Source organism: Demequina zhanjiangensis, from assembly GCF_030418315.1.
Classification (GTDB): Bacteria; Actinomycetota; Actinomycetes; order Actinomycetales; family Demequinaceae; genus Demequina; species Demequina zhanjiangensis.
The window spans coordinates 301,001-317,920 of record NZ_JAUHPV010000001.1 but is presented as its reverse complement, the minus strand read 5'-3'; the positions used below and the strand labels follow the sequence as shown (position 1 = coordinate 317,920).

The window sequence follows — 16,920 nt, the reverse complement described above, 5'->3', positions numbered from 1 at the left end:
CACAGACGAAAGGCCTGCGGACGAGGGGTCAGGCCTCTGGCGATGAGGCGGCCTGATCGCGCGCCGATGCCCTCATGGCCGCCGCAGCGACTGCAGCGGACACGAGCAGGATCGCCACCGCGGCCCACGGCACGGCACCGACCATCGCCGCTGCCGCGGCGGCCTGGAGCACCTGCCACGTCAGTGCGGCGCCGCGCGACCAACGCGCGCCCCGGGCGAATCCCCGCGCCGTGACCGCGACGCCGGCGGCCATCATCAGCGCGAAGGCGGCGATTCCGAGCGTGGGGATGACCTCGACATCGGCTCCGGTCGCGGCGTAGATTGCGTAGACCACGGACACCGCCAGGAGCGCGGCGGCCTCGAGCGCGAGCAGCGCGGAGGCGACGAGGTCGATCCGGTCGGGGCGTCGGTTCTCGGTCACGGCGAACAGCCTAGGACGGGGACCGGACTCTGCGGGAATTTTGAGTTCCGACCCCTTGTCATCTGTTCGTAACAATGAGAAAATGTTCGGCAGTGATGTAGCGACGAAGCGACGGATCTCCACTCTCCCCCTTGTGGATGGTCCGTCGTTCTCATTTACCCCCAAGGAGCACACATGATGGATTGGCGCGACAACGCTGCCTGCCTCGAGGTCGACGACCCCGAGCTCTTCTTCCCCGTCGGCAACACCGGCCCTGCGCTCGCTCAGATCGAGAAGGCGAAGGTCGTCTGCGGCACCTGCAACGTGCGCGACACCTGCCTGCAGTGGGCCATGGAGCACAACCAGGACTCCGGCGTGTGGGGTGGCCTCTCCGAGGACGAGCGTCGCTCGCTGAAGCGTCGCGCGGCTCGCGCGCGTCGCGCCGCCAAGTAGTAGCTCACACAGGAAGGGGCGCGGCCGTCAGGCCGCGCCCCTTCCTGCATGTCCGGGCCCGTGCGAGGCCTGAGCGGCTCTGCGGCATGCCCGAACGGGTCAGTAGCGCCCCTCGCTGCGCCCCTCGCCCACGCGCACGTCGAGCGTGACGACGGATCCTGGCCCCGGCTGACGGGCCGTCCAGTCGATCGCGCCGTCGAGCTCGTTCTCCACGAGCGTGCGCACGATCGAGGAACCGAGACCGCTCGGGCTTCCCTGGAGGCCCACCCCGTCGTCCAGGATGCTGACCTTGAGCCTGTCGCCCGTGGCGGACCGCTCCGCCTGAACCGTGATCTCGCCTCGCTCCTTGCCCACGAACCCATGCTCCACGGCGTTCGTGACGAGCTCGGTGATGACGAGCGCGAGCGACGACGCCCACTGCGCGGGGATCATCCCGAAGTCACCCTCGCGGACGATGCTCACCTGGACGCCGGGCGAGGCGACCTCGGCGGACATGCGCATGGAGCGACGCGCCAGGTCGTCGAAGTTCACGAGCTCATCGAGCGTGCCAGACAGGGTCTCGTGCACCAGGGCGATCGTGGACACGCGACGCATCGCCTCGGCGAGCGCCTCCTTCGCCTCCGGCGCCTCGACACGGCGCGACTGCAGCCGCAGCAGGGCGGCGACGGTCTGGAGGTTGTTCTTCACGCGGTGGTGGATCTCGCGGATCGTCGCGTCCTTGGTGATGAGCTCGCGCTCTCTGCGACGCAGCTCGGAGACGTCGCGGCACAGCAGCACGGCGCCGTGCCGCACGCCGTGCTCGGTCACGGGGATCGCGCGGAGGGACAGCGCCGCCCCGTTGGACTCGATGTCGGTGCGCCACGCGGCACGTCCCATGACGACCATCGCGAGCGTCTCGTCCATCTGCCCCTTGTCGAGCAGGATCGCGCTGACCTCGCGCGGGAGCGACTTGTTGATGAGCGGTCCGGTGAGGCCGAGCCGATGGAAGCAGGACAGCGCGTTGGGGCTCGCGTAGGTGACATGGCCCGCGGCATCGAGACGGAGCACGCCATCGCCGACGCGCGGAGCGCCGCGACGCGGGCCCGTCACCGAGGTCGGCACGGGGAACTCGCCGCGGGTGATCATGTGCAGCACGTCGTCGGCCGCGCCCTTGTAGTTCAGCTCGAGCCGCGACGAGGAGCGCGAGACCGCCTGAGAGACCTCGCGGGTCAGCACGGCGATCGGCTTGCCCTCGAGCACCACCGGAAGCGCGTCCTCGCGCACGGCGTACGTCTCGTCCCAGCGCGGCTCGCGAGAGGCGACGAGCTCGCCCGTGTCGAAGGCACGGCGCAGATGACCGACACGGCCGTCGGCGGCGAAGGTGCCCACCACGTCGTCCTGATGGACCGTGGGGCCGGTTGAGGGGCGGCACTGCGCGATCGCGACGAAGCCGTCGTCCACGGGCCTCCACATGACCAGATCGGCGAACGAGAGGTCCGCGATGATCTGCCAGTCCTCGGCAAGGAGCGCAAGGCACTCCGCTTCCGCGTCGGTGAGGGAGCCGTAACGCTCCGCGATCTCTCTCAGGCTTGCCACAGGAGAAGCCTACGGTGGCCCGGGCTCTAGCGGCGCCATGGGACCTCCGGGACCCTCGGGGCACCGCGCTCTCGCGGTACTCTGGGAAGCCCAGAGAATCACCCGGGGGAACCGCATGGACTTCACTCACCGCCACCGCTTCGACGCGCCGCTCGACGCCGTCGTCGAGATGCTTGCGGACGAGTCCTTCGCGCGCGTGCGAGGCGAGGCCTCGGGGGCCACGCTGATCGATCTCCTGGTGGACGGCGACGCGTCGGCGGACTTCCAGGTGTCGATCCGCCGCGAGGCTCCCACGAGCTCGATCCCGGCGGAGATGAGGTCGCTCGTCGGCTCTCGACTGGTCGTCACCTACACCGAGGTATGGGAGCCGCCCGAGGAGGGCGAGCGCATCGGCACGTTCTCCGTGGAGGTCATGGGAGCGCCCGGTCACGTGGCGGGAGCGCTGGGCCTCCGACCTGATGGCGACGGGACCGAGATGCTCGCGACGGGCTCCGTCTCGGTGGCGATGCCACTGGTGGGGCCCATGATCGAACGAGCGCTCGTGGGCTCTGTCACCAAGACGCTGGAGAGCGAGCTGACCGCCGCGGATGAATGGCTCGCGGCGAGCCGCTGAGTTCGTAAGGGGGGCGTCCGCCGGCGGACCGCACCCCCGGGGACCGGGGTGCGGTCCGACCCTTGCGGGCCGAGGCGCTTGCCGCGCCGAGTTGGCGTTGATGCGTCAACTGGCAGTGATACTAGCGGGACTTCGGTCCTAGTGCACGTCGGGACACCAGCCAGGTGATGGTCGGCCATCCGAGCACCACGAGAGCAAGCACGAAGGGCACCCACACGGGCCCCTCCCCCACGGCCGCAGGCAGCGCCACCCCGGCCAGCGCGAGGCATCCCACGAGCCCGATCACGCTCACTGCAGGTGGGATGCGCAAGGTAGCAGCCCGCCCCCGGCGCGACTGCACGAACGCCGCAGAGTTCGCCACCGCGTAGTACGTGAGGATCGTCGCGACGGACACGAGCAGCAGGCTCGTCCCCTGCGTCCAGACGAGAGCGACGGCCGCCAGCGCGATCACCAGCTCGGCAAGCCACGGCGCCCCACTTCTCCCCTGCGCCGCGAGCCGGCGGGGCAGATCACCCTCGCGCGCCATGGCCATCGCAGTCCTGCCCGCCCCCGCAAGCACGGCCAGCATCGCGCCCAGCACGCTCAACGCGGCGACGGCGGTCACGAATCCGGCCCGAAGCCCCACCGCCTCCGCAAGCCGCTCGAGCGGCGCGGCCGTCAGGGGCTCTCCCGAGTCGACGCCCGGCGGCATCACCGCGAGCAGACCCTCGTAGCCCACGTGCGTGGCGAGAGCGACGCCCACGCCGACGTAGAGCACAAGCACCACGGCAAGAGCGATGACGATCGCCCGCGGGATGGTCCGGGACGGATCGCGGACCTCCTCGCCGAGCGTCGCGATGCGCGCATAGCCAGCGAAGGCGAAGAAGGCGGCAGCAGCGGCGACCGGCACAGCGGCGAGGCCCCCGGAACCATCGGCGAGAGCCACGAGCGGCGCCACGTCGAACGTCGACCCCGAGAGCGGCGCGTACGCGAACCAGCCGAACGTGACAGGAGTGGCCACCGAGAATCCCACCAGGACCACGAGCGCGGCCGAGACGGTGATCGCGATCGCCGTCGCACCCCACGCGGTCTTGGTGATGCCACGTGCGTTGAGCGCCCAGACGAGCGCGATCGCCGCGGTCGCGATCCCCTGCGCATGGCCCGGCAGCACGTAGGCGCCGAGCACCACGGCCCCTACCGCGACGGACGCGGTCTTGCCCACGAGGAAGGCGGCGCCCGCCAGGTGCCCCGCCCAGGAGGAGAGCTCAGCACGCCCGTACGCGTACGCGCCACCCGCGACAGGGTGGGCAGCGGCGAGCTGCGCGGTCGAGAGCGCGTTCGCGATCGCGACGACGGCGGCGATGGCCAGCGCGAGCAGGTACCACTGCCCCGCGGCGAGCACGTCCACCCACATGTCGGAGAAGACGCCGGCTCCGAGCATCGAACCGACGCCGATGCCTGTCGCCCCCAGCAGACCCACCCTGCGCGCAGTCACGGGGGAAGACTAGCGCGCGGCGGCGCGAGCGCTCCCGCTGCCCCGGGTCGGGAAGCGGAGGGAGAGTGGCGAGGCGGACGGAGTGCTGCTCAGCGGCGCGGTGCCGGCTCCTGCACCGCATCCACGGCATAGGCGGCATCCGCGGCCTCCTCGGCATCCGAGGCGCCTCTGACCGCATTCGACGCCGCAGGGGCCTCGTGACCGCCCGTCTCCGATGCCTCTCCGGCTTCGGCCTCCGCGACCGCATGCGCAGCGCCGCTGGGCTTGCCCGCGCGGACCCACGCCCAGTAGAGGATGCCCGACGCGACGGCGGTCGCGGCGAGCGAGCCGATCGCCGCCACACGCATCAGGTTCATCACGAGCGTGAAGCCCACGGCGACGGCGGCGACGATGTTGAGGGCCATCCAGCGGCGCTGACCGTCACGGTGCGCGAGGATCGCCATCGAGACGAGGCCCATGAGGAAGCTCACGAAGACCGCCACCGCGTAGAAGAGCACGAGCCGCTGGTCGCGCGCGCCTGCAGCCGTCACGACGACAGCGGAGAGCACCAGGAAGAGCCCCACACCCACGTACGGCGTGTGGTGGGAGTTCGCGCGACCGAAGACCGCGGGGAGCACCCCGTGGCCTCCCGAGGCGTCCTCACGGCGCGCGAGCGCCTTCAGGAGGCCCGGTCCAGCCTGGAACGACGAGCTGGCGGCGGACAGCAGCAGCAACGCGGTCGCGCCCTGGAAGAGCGCGAACACGCTCGGGGTCGATGCGGCACGCGCGAGGTCGGCCACCAGGGTCGAGTCCTCGCCTGGCAGCCCGATCTCCAGGTACACGACCGACGCGGTGAGCAGCAGCGTGAGCGTGCCGACGATGCCGAGCGTCAACCACAGGGCGATGCGACCGAATGAGCGGCGCCCGGCGTCGTCCAGCTGCGCGAGCTGCGCGATGGCCGACGACGGCGCCTCCACGCCCGTGGCGAGGGCCATGGCCACGGGGAAGGCCAGCAGGACCGAGAGCGGTGCCGAGTGCAGCAGCGCCGTCTCGCCCGCCTCCGCGGAGATGGTGTCGGCGACCGTGGGTGCCGAGGTGGCGACCGACACGAGCACGGCGACCGCTGCGAACAGGAACACGACGGTGAGGAGCGCGAACACCGCCCGGCCCATGTGGCCGAACCACATGAGCCCCGCGACCAGCACCAGCAGCACGAGCGCGAGCCCCAGACGATACGGCGCCAGCGACGGCACGTAGGAGATGATGGCCGACGCGCCCGCGGAGACGGAGATCGCGATGGTCAGCACGAAGTCGACGATCAGCGCGCCCATCGGCACGAACGACCAGCCGTCGCCGAACGCGCGACCCGTGGCAGCGGCAGCGCCTCCGCCCTCAGGGAAGCGGTCGACGAGCTGGTGATAGCTGGTCACCACCAGCGCGACCACGATCACCACGAGCGACATGGCCGCGAGCAGGAGGCCCAGGTGGCCGTCGAGCGCGTGGAGCGCCGCCTCGATCGCATACGCGACCGACGAGACCGGGTCCGCCATCACGGAGAAGGCGAACGCGATCAGCAGCGCGGTACGGCCGTGAAGCCATCCGTTGCCGCGGGCCGGCGCGCTCACGAGAGCGCTCCCACGCGCGGCGCACAGTTCCGGGGGAGGATCGTCATGCACACGAAGGGCGAGCCTACGCTCGTCGGGATCCGCCCTCAGGGACCAGAGTCCCGCGACAGACTCTGACGCGACACCTATCGACGAGCGCTCCTGCGCGCCGCCGACGTCTCACCTGTCCGAGATGCCGGATCAGGTCTTCGACGCCTGGAAGATCGACTCGATCGAGACATCCAGCATCGAGTGGAACTCGTCATCCGTCTGCTCCACCCGCAGACCCTCCAGCAGCGCCCTGCTGAAGCTCGCGATCATGCCGTGATTCCGGGCCAGCAGCGCATTCGCCTCGTCCCGCGTGTAGCCGCCCGAGAGCGCGACGACCCTCGCCACGTTCGGATGCGCGACCACATCGTCATAGAGGCCGGGGCGCGTCGGGAGCGTGAGCTTCAGCGCGACCTTGGCGTCACCGAGGTCGTCCAGGTGCGCGCGCAGCTCCGCCTCGAGCAGGTACTCCGCCTCCTCCTTGTCGGGGATGCGGATGTCGATCTCCGGCTCGAGGATGGGCATGAGCCCCGCCTCCAGCACGCGCCTGCCGAGGGCGAACTGCTGCACGGCGATCTCGCCGATGCCCTCCGCGTCAGCGGCCCGGATCACCGACCGCTCCTTGGTGCCGAAGACGCCCTTGGCCTTGGCCGCCGCAAGGGTCGCCTCCAGGCTCGGGATGTCCTTCATCATGCGGACGCCACGGCGCTCCTCCTCCAGACCCTTGTCGATCTTGAGGAACGGCAGGACGCCCTTCACCGACCACACGTAGTCGGCGACCCCCTTGCCCTCGATCTCGCGGTCCACCGTGCCCTGGAAGAGGATCGTGCCCAGGATGCGGTCGCTCGAGAACGCCGGGTCGGTGATCACACGGGTGCGCATCGCGTGGACGAGGTCGAACATCTCGTCCTCTGACGCATACGCGGACTCGTCGATCCCATACCGGGCGAGCGCGCCAGGCGTGCTGCCCCCGCTCTGATCGAGCGCGGCGATGAACCCCGCCTCGGTCTCGAATCTGGTCAGCTGCGGTGAGGTGAACATGGCAACTCCCCTCTGTCACGCGCACAGCGCTCGGGGCGGCCACATCGCCGTCCCGAAGAGAACGGCTCTCGCCTTCCACGCTACGCCTCAGGTGCGACGGGGGCACCTCGGAGGACGCGTGCGCGGGGGCCCACGTGAGTCGCCGTCGCGACGGCGCGCGTTCCGCGCGGCTCGCCGGGAGCTCGCCCGGGAAATGCAGAAGGCCCGGACCTTGCGGTCCGGGCCTTCTGGAGTGGTAGCGGGGACAGGATTTGAACCTGCGACCTCCGGGTTATGAGCCCGGCGAGCTACCGAACTGCTCCACCCCGCGTCGTTGCGAGTTACAACTCTATCAGGGTTTCAGAGCCCCGATGACCACTCGCTCCCGATCGCGCTGATCGGGCCGGGTCGGGCGCGGTGCGACTCGGGGCCGCACCGCGCCTCGCCCTTACGCTCCAGCGGCGGCGAGCGCCGCGTCGAGCTGGTCGGACGCGGTGACGGCGTCCTGAAGCGCCTCGTCGAGCGCGGCCTGCGCCTCGCCGTAGGCGGCGAAGTCGCCGTCCGCGAGTGCGGCGTTGCCGTCATCGATGGCCTGCTGGGCCCGGTCGAGCGCCTCGTTGAGAGCCGCACGGGCCTCGGCGACGTCAGGGGCCTCGGTCGCGTCCGGGGTTGAGGTCGGCTCGGGGTCCGGGGTCGCGTCCGGGGTCTCGGAGGAACCGTCGTCGGTGCCGCCGTCCGTCAGCCCATCGTCGACGGCGTCGCCGTCCACGCCGGCGTCGGGGTCGGTCGCGCCGTCGGACGCGCCCTCGCCGAACACCTGGTCGAGCGCCTCGCCGAGTGTGTCTGCGAAGCCGACCTCATCACCGAAGGAGACGAACACCTTGCGCAGCAGCGGCACCTGGGTACCGGTGCTCGCCTGAACGTAGACGGGCTGCACGTAGAGCAGGCCCCCGCCGACCGGGAGGGTCAGCAGGTTGCCGTTCTCCACCGTCGACTCACCGGAGCGCAGCAGGTTCAGGACCGTCTGCGCGTCCGAGTCGGCATTGAAGTTGTTCTGCACCTGGCCCGGTCCGGGGATCGTGGTGTCACGCGGCAGCTCGAGCAGGCGCAGCGTGCCGTAGTCCGGGTCCACCTCGCCCTCCGCGTTGCCCGTCTCCGAGTTCACGGCGAGGTAGCCGGTGAGGATGTTGCGCGGGCTCGTGCCTGCCGGGATGTAGTTCGACGTCAGCGAGAACGTCGGGTCGTCCTGGCCAGGCATCTGCAGCGTCAGGTAGTACGAGGGCTGCAGCGAGCTCGCGTCGTTCGGGTCCTCCGGCACCTGCCAGAAGTCACCCTGCGAGAAGAAGGACGCCGCATCGGTCACGTGGTACCGCGCGAGCTGGTAGCGCTGGATCTGGAACAGGTCCTCGGGGTAGCGCAGGTGGCTCATGAGGTCCGAGGAGATCTCCGAGATCGAGTGGTACTCGGTCGGGAAGACCGACTGCCACGCCTGGAGGATCGGGTCCTCCTCGTCCCACGCGTAGAGCGTGACCGAACCGTCGTACGCGTCGACGGTCGCCTTGACCGAGTTGCGCACGTAGTTCAGCAGACGGGGCTGCAGCTCGTCGACCTGGCCGGCGAACACCGCGGAGGCGTTCACCTGCGACGAGTACGGGTACTCCGAGGTGGTCGTGTAGCCGTCGACCACCCACACGACGCGGCCGTCGACCACGGCCGGGTAGGCCGTCGAGTCGAACTCGAGGTAGGGGGCGACGCGCGCCACGCGCTCGAGCGGGTCACGGTGGTAGAGGATCTGCGACTCCGAGGTGACGCGGTCCGAGAAGAGGATCTGCTCCTCGCCGAACGAGATCGCGTACATCACCGACTGGAAGATGTTGCCGATCGACGGGCCGCCGTCACCGGTGTAGGTCGTGTTCTGCTGCCCGGTGGTCGAGCCGTCGTCGGGGTAGTCGAGCTCCCACGGCGTCGTGCCCTCGGGAGCGCCGACGATCGAGTACGGGGGAAGGTTCTGGCCGAAGTAGATGCGAGGCTCGTAGTCGTCGAGCAGACCGGACGACGGGATGCCGCCCTCGTAGAACGACGGCTGACCGTCCGAGGTGACGACGTTTCCGTACGCGGCGACGACGCCGAAGCCGTGCGTGTACACGGTGGTGTCGTTCACCCAGTTGCGGCTGCTCTGGTCCAGGCCGTCCAGGTTGAGCTCGCGCACCGCGATCACCGTGTCCTGGCTCTCTCCCCCGACGTCGTAGCGGTCCACGACCAGCTGGTCGTTGAACGTGTAGTACTGCTTGTTCTGCTGGAGCTGCTGGAAGGCGGGGCCCACGATGTTCGGGTCGAGCAGACGGATCTGCGCCGTCGTCTCCGCGTCCGCGCGAAGCGCATCCGCCTCGGCCTGCGTCGTCGCGTCATAGGGCGTGAACTCCACGTCGTCGAGGCCATAGGCCACGAGCGTCGAGTCGATGTTGCGCTGGATGTACTCCGTCTCGAGCTCCTGCTCGTTCGGGTTCACCTGGAAGCGCTGCACGATCGACGGGTAGATCCCACCGATGGTGACCGCAGCGATCACCATGAGGCCCACGCCGATGATCGGGATCCGCCAGTCGGGACGCCAGATCACGACCAGGAACATCAGGCCGACGATGATCGCGATGCCCGCAAGGATCCCTCGCGAGGGCAGGACCGCGTTGACGTCCGTGTAGGACGCGCCGTAGATCAGCTCGCCCTGCGCCGTCAGGAGGCTGAACCGGTCGAGCCAGTAGTTGGCCGCGACGCCGATCATCACGATCAGACCGAGCACGGCGAGCTGCACGCGCGCACCGCGGGACGCGATGAACTTGCGCCCGCCGCCGGAGATGGAGCCGTACAGCAGGTGGATGAACGCCGCGACGATCGCGCACAGGATCGCGATCGACAGCACGTACGCCACGATCGAGCGGTAGACCGGGAGCTCGAACACGTAGAAGCTCGCGTCGAGGCCGAACTGCGGATCGGACGTGCCGAAGTCGGCACGGTTCAGGTAGAGCAGGAAGTCCTGCCACTGCGACGCCATCGCGCCACCGGCCACGAGACCCACGAGGATCGGCAGCATGATCGTGACCGCCTTCTCGAGCGGCTGGATCTGCTCGCGGTAGCGGTCGAGGCTCGAGCGGCCGTCAGAACGTGCAGGACGGGCGCGCTTCGCGATCTGCAGCGATCCCCACACCGCGAGAGCCGCGATGCCTCCGAACACGGCGAACAGCACGCCGCGCGCGAGCCACTGGGTCCACACCACATCGACGAATCCCACCTGGCGGTACCAGGCGATCTCCGTCCAGATGTTGGCCGCGATCACGGCGATCACGACGAGCACACCGAGAACGATCGCGGTGATCGCGAGCGGACTTCGCTTGCGCGGAACCCTGATCTGGCGTGGTGGCTGGGGCTGGCCGTCTGCGGCGAACGTCACTGTCGGTCCTCACGAGCTTGTCGGTCGAGCCGCCGCACGACGGCTCGAAGGTGCTGCGAACTAGCCTGCCACAGCCTCGCACGTAGGCAGGCTCGCGGTCTGACCTGCTCCGATGGCGACGATGGCGTCGTAGGCGTCGTCGATGTCCTCTACGGCGACAACGGACAGACCCTCAGGAATGTGCCCGACCACCTCGGCACAGTTCGCCACGGGCGCAAGGAACCAGTCGGCCCCGTCCCGCTCGGCTCCGATCATCTTGAGGTCGATGCCCCCGATCGCGCCCACATCGCCGGTCGAGTTCATGGTGCCCGTGCCCGCGACGGCCGCACCGTTGAGCTCGTCCTCCTCGGTGAGGAGATCCATGATCGCGAGCGTGAACATCAGGCCGGCGCTCGGGCCGCCCACGGAGTCGATGGCGACCTCCACGTCGATCGGCAGGTCGAACTCTGGGTCGATGTAGACGCCCATCATGGGCTCTCCGAAGCCGTTGTCCACGAGCGAGAAGTCGACGTCCTGCTGAGACCCGTCACGCTCGATCGTGACCGTCAGCACCTGCCCGATCGTGCCGGACTCGACCGCGGCGGTCAGGTCGCTGAAACCGTCCAGCCCCTCGCCGTCGACCGCGAGCAGGATGTCGTCCTTCTCAAGCACGCCGAAGGCGTCGGACTCCGGCGCGACCTCCGCGACCTCGAGCACCGCGGGCACCTCGGTGCCCAGCGCCTCGAGCGCCGACACGGTCGCCGCCTCCTGAGACGTCACCCACTGCTGACGCGACTGCTCCTGCTGCTGCTCGGCCTCCTCCTCGGTGGTGCCGAAGACCAGCTCGCGCGGCGTCGTGTACTGCCCCTCGGAGAGGTATCCCCGCAGGACCGAGCCCATCGTCATGATCTGGGAGCCGCCGTCCTGGACCGACACGGTCGTGAGCCGCAGCTCTCCCGACGGCTCGAAGGTCTCAGCGCCGGAGATCGACACCAGGGCACCCGCCTCGTCGTTCTGCAGCGTGTCATAGGTGGGCCCGGGCCCACCGATCGCATACGCCGACGGCAGAAGCGCCATCACCGCGACGAGCGCGCTCGTGACAAGGCCGGTCACGCTCATCAGTCGTTCCCGGCGCGTGATCACCGGGCGCTCCACCTGGTAGAGGTCGGCGAACACGTCGCCTCCAGCCGGTTCCCTCGGCGGGGCGACCTCGGCGGTCGAGCCTTCCCGGGCGGGGCGCGTCTCGTCGGTCACCGCACCATCATTGCTCATAGCGAACGTGAGACCCAATCCGCCCCCTCGAACGTTACGTTGGTGAAAGGCCCCGCATCCCGCGTCGGCCTCGAGTGGCGAGGAGACGCCGTGACCGACGACCAGACCCCCTGGATGCGCCTGCTGCGCGAGCTCTTCGGAGACGACGCTGAGGAGGCGCTCGAGGAGCTGCAGCGCATGGGGATGGACCCGCAGGCGCTGGCACAGGCCTCCGGCATGGGCGCGTCGCCCGCGATGATGGACCACGTGCTGCGCCAGATCCGCACGCTCCTGTCTCAATCCGACGGTCAGGACGTCAACTGGCAGCTCGCGCACGATGTGGCTCGCGGAGTGGCCGCCCAGGGCGGGGACCCGACCGTCACCGCGCACATCGCCTCCGAGCACCGCGCCGTCGTGTCCGAGGCCGAGCTGTGGCTCGACGCGGCCACCGAGCTCGACCCGTCACGGCTCGAGCCGCGTGTGTGGAGCCGAGCCGAATGGGTCGAGGCGACCCTGCCCACGTGGCGGTCGCTCGCTGGCCCCGTGGCGATCAGCGTCTCCCAGGCGCTCGGCAGCGTCCTGGGACGCGAGCTCACCGGCGACGAGGACCCGGACGACCCCGCCAACGCCCTCCTCGGCGTGCAGGGCAAGGCCATGCTCGGCTCCGTGAGCCCCACCGTGTGCGGCATGCACGTCGGTCAGGCAGCCGGCGAGATGGCGCGCGAGGCCTTCGGCGGCACAGACCTGGGGATCCCCCTGCTGCCCGAGCCGCGGGTCGCGATGGTGCCCCAGGCGATCGAGGACTTCGCGCAGGGCCTGGAAGGCGTCGATGAGCGCGAGGTGAAGTCGTTCCTCGCGCTGCGCGAGGCCGCGCACGTGCGCCTCTTCCAGGCCGCGCCGTGGCTCCAGGCGAGCCTCCACTCGCTCATCGAGCGATACGCGCAGGGCATCAGGATCGACGCCGAGTCGCTCGACGAGGCGGTGCGCGAGGCCGGTTTCGGCGACCCCGCCAAGCTCCAGAAGGCGCTCACGCGCGGAATCTTCGCCCCCGAGCACTCCGAGGAGCAGTCCGCCACCCTCGAGTCCATCGAGACGCTGCTCGCCCTCATCGAGGGCTGGGTGCAGGACGTCACGATGCGCGCCGCGGCACCTCACCTCGCCTCGCTCGGCCAGCTGAGCGAGATGATGCGACGCCGCCGCGCCGCCGGAGGACCGGCCGAGGACACCTTCGCGACCCTGCTCGGCCTCGAGCTGCGGCCGCGCAGGATGCGCGACGCCGCGGCGCTGTGGGCCGCGCTCGCCTCCAAGGCGGGGCCTGCTGCGAGAGACCAGGTCTGGTCGCACCCCGACCTCCTCCCGACCGCCGAGGACCTTGCGGACTGGTCGGCCTGGGTCGACCGACGGGTCGCCGGCGACGACGAGGACGACATGGACCGCGAGCTCGAACGGCTGCTCGGGGGCGAGGCGTCCGGCGACGCTGGTGAAGGGGAGCAGGACTGACGCGTCCTCGCGCCCCGTGGGGCGCTGCGACGCGCCGAGAACGCTCACGTCGCAGCAAGGCCCACGCGTGTCGTAGGCTCTAGCGGTCGATCCCGGCTTCGCGACACGGCGTGCGGGGATGACGACCTTTCGTCGCACCTCACGTCTACGCTGGGGGACGAAAGGTCCACGAGACCGATCGACGTGCGGCCAGGGGGCCGCGCCCTATCAAGGAGGAAGGCTCATGGGCGAGAAGTACCAGGGCGAGTTCTACTGCGTGAAGTGCAAGGAGAAGCGCGAGACCGAGGGCGACGTCGTCGTCGCGAACGACCGTCGCATGGCGAAGGGCATCTGCCCCGTCTGCGGCACCAAGCTGAACCGCATCCTCGGCAAGGCGTAAGCGCCCCGAAGACTCATCGAAGGCGGGCCGTCCCCTCGGGGGCGGCCCGCCTTCGTGCATCCCTCTGCGCGCGGAGAACGCGGGCGACCCTCGCGGGCGCGGTCCACAGCCGGACGTCCGCCGCTCGATCCTCCGCGATGCTGTGGACAGAGGCATCCAGGTGCCGCCGCGATGCGAGCATCGGGCCATGCGCCTCTCCCCCTGCACCCCGGTGCTCGCCAGGCCCGACGGTTCCACGCAGATCGGCGTCGCGGAGCCGTTGATCCTCAGCGACCTGACGGACAAGCAGAGACTCCTCCTCGCCTCCGCCGAGACGACTCCCCTCGGACGCGAGGCGCTCACTGAGCTCGGCGAGTCCGGCGAGCGGCTCATCCGCGCAGGTCTGCTGGTCCCGGACATGCCCTCTGAGGCGGGGATCGTCGCCATCCACTCGGGTGGCAGGCTCGGCGTGGAACTGGGCGCCGCCCTGGCGGCGGCAGGGATCACCGTCGGGTTCGTCGACCCGAGGCCCGCCTCAGAGGAACCGTCGCTCTACCCGGCGCGAGCCCTCATCGCGACGTGCGCGGGCGGCGCCGCCTGGGCCGTACGCGAGCGCCACCCCTCCGCGACGGTCACCGACCCGTCGGACCCCGCGCTCGCGGTCATCATCTCCGTGGGCGGCGCGGCGCGACACCACACCACGCGTTGGGAGCACGACGGGCTGCCCCACCTCGTGATCTGCCTCGACGAACGCGGCGCCACCGTCGGGCCGATGGTGGTTCCCGGGCTGACCGCATGCGGACGCTGCATGGCGCTTGCGCGCACGGAGGCGGACCCCGCGTGGCCGCTCCTGCTTGACCAGCTGTCGTCGCGCCGGCCGCGCGTCCCCGCCGCGCTCGTGCCCGGAGTGGTGGCCGCGGCGCTCCCCATGATCGTCGCGCACCTGGACGGCGGACCCGAGACCGGTGCGGCCTGGAGGATCAGCCTGGACGGCACACCGGAGGCGACCCACATGTCGGCTCACCCCGACTGCGGCTGCGGAGCATGGCAGGACGATGAGGACACGCGCGCAGCTCACCGCTCCGCGCCACCCAGCCTGCGGCTGCTGCCGGGCATGCGCACAGGCTCATGACGCGGCTCGCCCGATCCACCTGCAGCGCCCGCGAAGCGAGCGCTCAGTGCTCGGCGACGATCTCCAGGATGTCCAGTCCGTACTTCTCGAGCTTCGAGGCGCCGATGCCGCCGATCCTGGCCAGGTCTCCACGCGTCCCGGGGCGATCCTTCGCGATCTGCACGAGCGAGCTGTCCACCAGCACCGTGAACGCGGGCTTGCCGACAGCCTGGGCCGTCTCCAGCCGCCAGCGCTTGAGCGCGTCGAACAGGCGCAGCTGATCCACGTCGAGCTCCGCGAGCTCAGCCTTCGCGGACCGTCGCGGCGCCCTCGACGGGGCCGCATCCGGCCACCAGCGCTCGAGGAAGCGGGTGCGCTTCCTCGTCGCCTTGCCGCCCTCACGACGCGCCCGCGCGAACGACATCGACAGGTGCTCTCGGGCGCGCGTGATCGCGACGTACAGAAGGCGGCGCTCCTCCTCGACGGCCTCGTCGGTCTCCGCCATGGAGATGGGCATCAGCCCCTCGGACAACCCCACGACGAACACGGCGTCCCACTCGAGGCCCTTGGCCGCGTGGATGGTCGTGAGCGTCACCCCCTCGACCGCGGGCGCATGCTGCGCCTGGGCGCGCTCCACCAGGTGCTCGACCAGCTCGCGCATGGTCGCCTCACCCCCCGCGTCGGTGTCGAGATCGTCGGCCAGCTGGACCAGCGCCTGCAGGTTGTCCCAGCGCTCCCGCACCGCGCCACGTTCGGCGGGGGGCTGCTCGGCCCAGCCGATGTCGGTGAGCGCGACGCGCACCTGCTCTCCCAGCGGCGCGTCGTCCGGGGCGACGGCGGCGCCACGGAGCAGGACCATCGCCCGCTTGACCTCGTCACGGTCGAAGAAGCGCTGCCCGCCGCGCACCAGATAGCCGACGCCGCGCTCCGCGAGCGCCTCCTCGAAGGCCTCCGACTGGCTGTTGGTCCTGTAGAGGATCGCGATCTCACTGGCCGAGACTCCCGACGCGATGAGCGCCTGCGCCGCATCCGCGACGCCTCCCGCCTCCGCCGCATCGTCGGGGTAGGCCTTGAAGCCCACCGCCGGTCCCGAAGGCCGCTGCGCGACCAGCTCCACGCCCGAGTCGGCGGCTCCCCGTCGCGCCATCAGCCCGTTGGCAAGGTTCACCACCTGCGGCGTCGATCGATAGTCGCGCACGAGCCGGACGGTCTGCGCGGCCGGGTAGCGGCGGGAGAAGTCGAGCAGATGCCGCGGGGACGCTCCCGCGAACGAGTAGATGGTCTGCGCGGGATCGCCGACGACGCACAGATCCTCGCGACCGCCGAGCCACTGGTCCAGCAGGAACTGCTGCAGGGGGGAGACATCCTGGTACTCGTCCACGACGAAGTGGCGGTACTGCCGGCGGATCGTGTCGCCCACCTCGGGGTGACGTCCGATGATGTCGGCGAGCAGAAGAAGGATGTCCTCGAAGTCGAGCACGACCGCGTCCGTCTTCGCCTCCTCGTAGGCGCGCATCGCGTCGGCCACCTGCGCGCGATTCATACCCGCAGGCTCCGGCCGACCGCGATCCGCGGACACGCGCACGTAGTCCTCGGCCGCGACGAGCGACACCTTGGCCCACTCGATCTCGCTCGCAAGGTCCCTCACCGCCAGTCGATCGAGGCTGAGCCCGACGTTGCGCGCGGCACGACCGATGAGCGGGGCCTTGTGCTCCACGAGCTGTGGGATCTGCCCGCCCACCACCTGCGGCCAGAAGTAGCTGAGCTGCCGCAGCGCCGCCGCGTGGAAGGTGCGCGCCTGCACGCCACCCGCGCCGAGGGCACGGAGTCGCTGACGCATCTCACCCGCAGCCCGCGCGGTGAACGTCACCGCCAGCACCGACTGGGGGTTGTAGGCGGACACGCGCACGCCGTACGCGATGCGATGGGTGATCGCGCGCGTCTTGCCCGTGCCTGCACCCGCGAGGACGCACACAGGGCCATGGAGCGCGGTGGCGACCTCACGCTGCTCGGGGTCGAGGGCTTCGAGGATCTGGTCGGCTGACATCACGAGCATTGTGTCAGCCGCGGGTGACAGCGCTCACCGCGCGGTGCCGCGTTCGGGGATGCG

13 protein-coding genes and 1 tRNA gene are annotated in these 16,920 nt (G+C 70.3%); 5 read left to right on the top strand and 9 right to left on the bottom strand.

Features of this window, described 5'->3' with window-relative positions:
* Window positions 1–28: 28 nt before the first annotated feature.
* Window positions 29–421: a hypothetical protein gene (locus tag QQX04_RS01495; RefSeq protein WP_301125499.1), complete on the bottom strand. Its 393-nt coding sequence runs from the start codon at window positions 419–421 to the stop codon at window positions 29–31.
* A gap of 177 nt (window positions 422–598) precedes the next feature.
* On the opposite strand from QQX04_RS01495, the gene QQX04_RS01490 reads away from it, so the two are divergent.
* Window positions 599–853, top strand: a complete 255-nt coding sequence (locus QQX04_RS01490; protein WP_301126013.1) for a WhiB family transcriptional regulator — start codon at window positions 599–601, stop codon at window positions 851–853.
* A 99-nt stretch (window positions 854–952) separates the two neighbouring features.
* Here the strand turns inward: QQX04_RS01490 and QQX04_RS01485 are convergent, their stop codons facing one another.
* Complete coding sequence (locus tag QQX04_RS01485; RefSeq protein WP_301125497.1) at window positions 953–2,428, bottom strand: sensor histidine kinase; 1,476 nt, start codon at window positions 2,426–2,428, stop codon at window positions 953–955.
* Window positions 2,429–2,543: 115 nt separating this feature from the next.
* On the opposite strand from QQX04_RS01485, the gene QQX04_RS01480 reads away from it, so the two are divergent.
* On the top strand, window positions 2,544–3,041 hold the full coding sequence (locus QQX04_RS01480) for a DUF2505 domain-containing protein (RefSeq protein ID WP_301125496.1): 498 nt from the start codon (window positions 2,544–2,546) through the stop codon (window positions 3,039–3,041).
* Window positions 3,042–3,162: 121 nt separating this feature from the next.
* On the opposite strand, the gene QQX04_RS01475 is transcribed toward QQX04_RS01480, so the two are convergent.
* The 6 genes from QQX04_RS01475 to QQX04_RS01450 all read right to left on the bottom strand — a co-directional run bounded on the left by QQX04_RS01475 (window position 3,163) and on the right by QQX04_RS01450 (window position 11,844).
* Window positions 3,163–4,515, bottom strand: a complete 1,353-nt coding sequence (locus QQX04_RS01475) for an APC family permease (RefSeq protein WP_301125495.1) — start codon at window positions 4,513–4,515, stop codon at window positions 3,163–3,165.
* Between the two features lie 89 nt (window positions 4,516–4,604).
* Window positions 4,605–6,119: an amino acid permease gene (locus QQX04_RS01470; protein ID WP_301125494.1), complete on the bottom strand. Its 1,515-nt coding sequence runs from the start codon at window positions 6,117–6,119 to the stop codon at window positions 4,605–4,607.
* Window positions 6,120–6,299: 180 nt separating this feature from the next.
* Window positions 6,300–7,187: a fructose bisphosphate aldolase gene (locus QQX04_RS01465; RefSeq protein WP_301125493.1), complete on the bottom strand. Its 888-nt coding sequence runs from the start codon at window positions 7,185–7,187 to the stop codon at window positions 6,300–6,302.
* A 233-nt stretch (window positions 7,188–7,420) separates the two neighbouring features.
* Window positions 7,421–7,497, bottom strand: a tRNA-Met gene (locus tag QQX04_RS01460).
* 117 nt (window positions 7,498–7,614) lie between these two features.
* A complete protein-coding gene (locus QQX04_RS01455) occupies window positions 7,615–10,611 on the bottom strand; it encodes a UPF0182 family membrane protein (RefSeq protein WP_301125492.1) in 2,997 nt (998 codons plus the stop codon).
* 60 nt (window positions 10,612–10,671) lie between these two features.
* Entirely contained in the window at window positions 10,672–11,844 is a 1,173-nt protein-coding gene (locus tag QQX04_RS01450; RefSeq protein WP_301125491.1) for a YlbL family protein, read from the bottom strand.
* Between the two features lie 108 nt (window positions 11,845–11,952).
* Between QQX04_RS01450 and QQX04_RS01445 the strand changes: the two genes are divergently transcribed.
* From QQX04_RS01445 to QQX04_RS01435, 3 genes are all read left to right on the top strand, one after another.
* Complete coding sequence (locus QQX04_RS01445; protein ID WP_301125490.1) at window positions 11,953–13,341, top strand: zinc-dependent metalloprotease; 1,389 nt, start codon at window positions 11,953–11,955, stop codon at window positions 13,339–13,341.
* Between the two features lie 223 nt (window positions 13,342–13,564).
* Window positions 13,565–13,720: a DUF5679 domain-containing protein gene (locus QQX04_RS01440; protein WP_144016067.1), complete on the top strand. Its 156-nt coding sequence runs from the start codon at window positions 13,565–13,567 to the stop codon at window positions 13,718–13,720.
* 187 nt (window positions 13,721–13,907) lie between these two features.
* Window positions 13,908–14,831, top strand: coding sequence for a hypothetical protein (locus QQX04_RS01435; protein WP_301125488.1), 924 nt, complete (start codon window positions 13,908–13,910; stop codon window positions 14,829–14,831).
* Between the two features lie 43 nt (window positions 14,832–14,874).
* Here QQX04_RS01435 and QQX04_RS01430 read toward each other — a convergent pair whose 3' ends face one another.
* Complete coding sequence (locus QQX04_RS01430) at window positions 14,875–16,857, bottom strand: ATP-dependent helicase (RefSeq protein ID WP_301125487.1); 1,983 nt, start codon at window positions 16,855–16,857, stop codon at window positions 14,875–14,877.
* Window positions 16,858–16,920 lie beyond the last annotated feature (63 nt).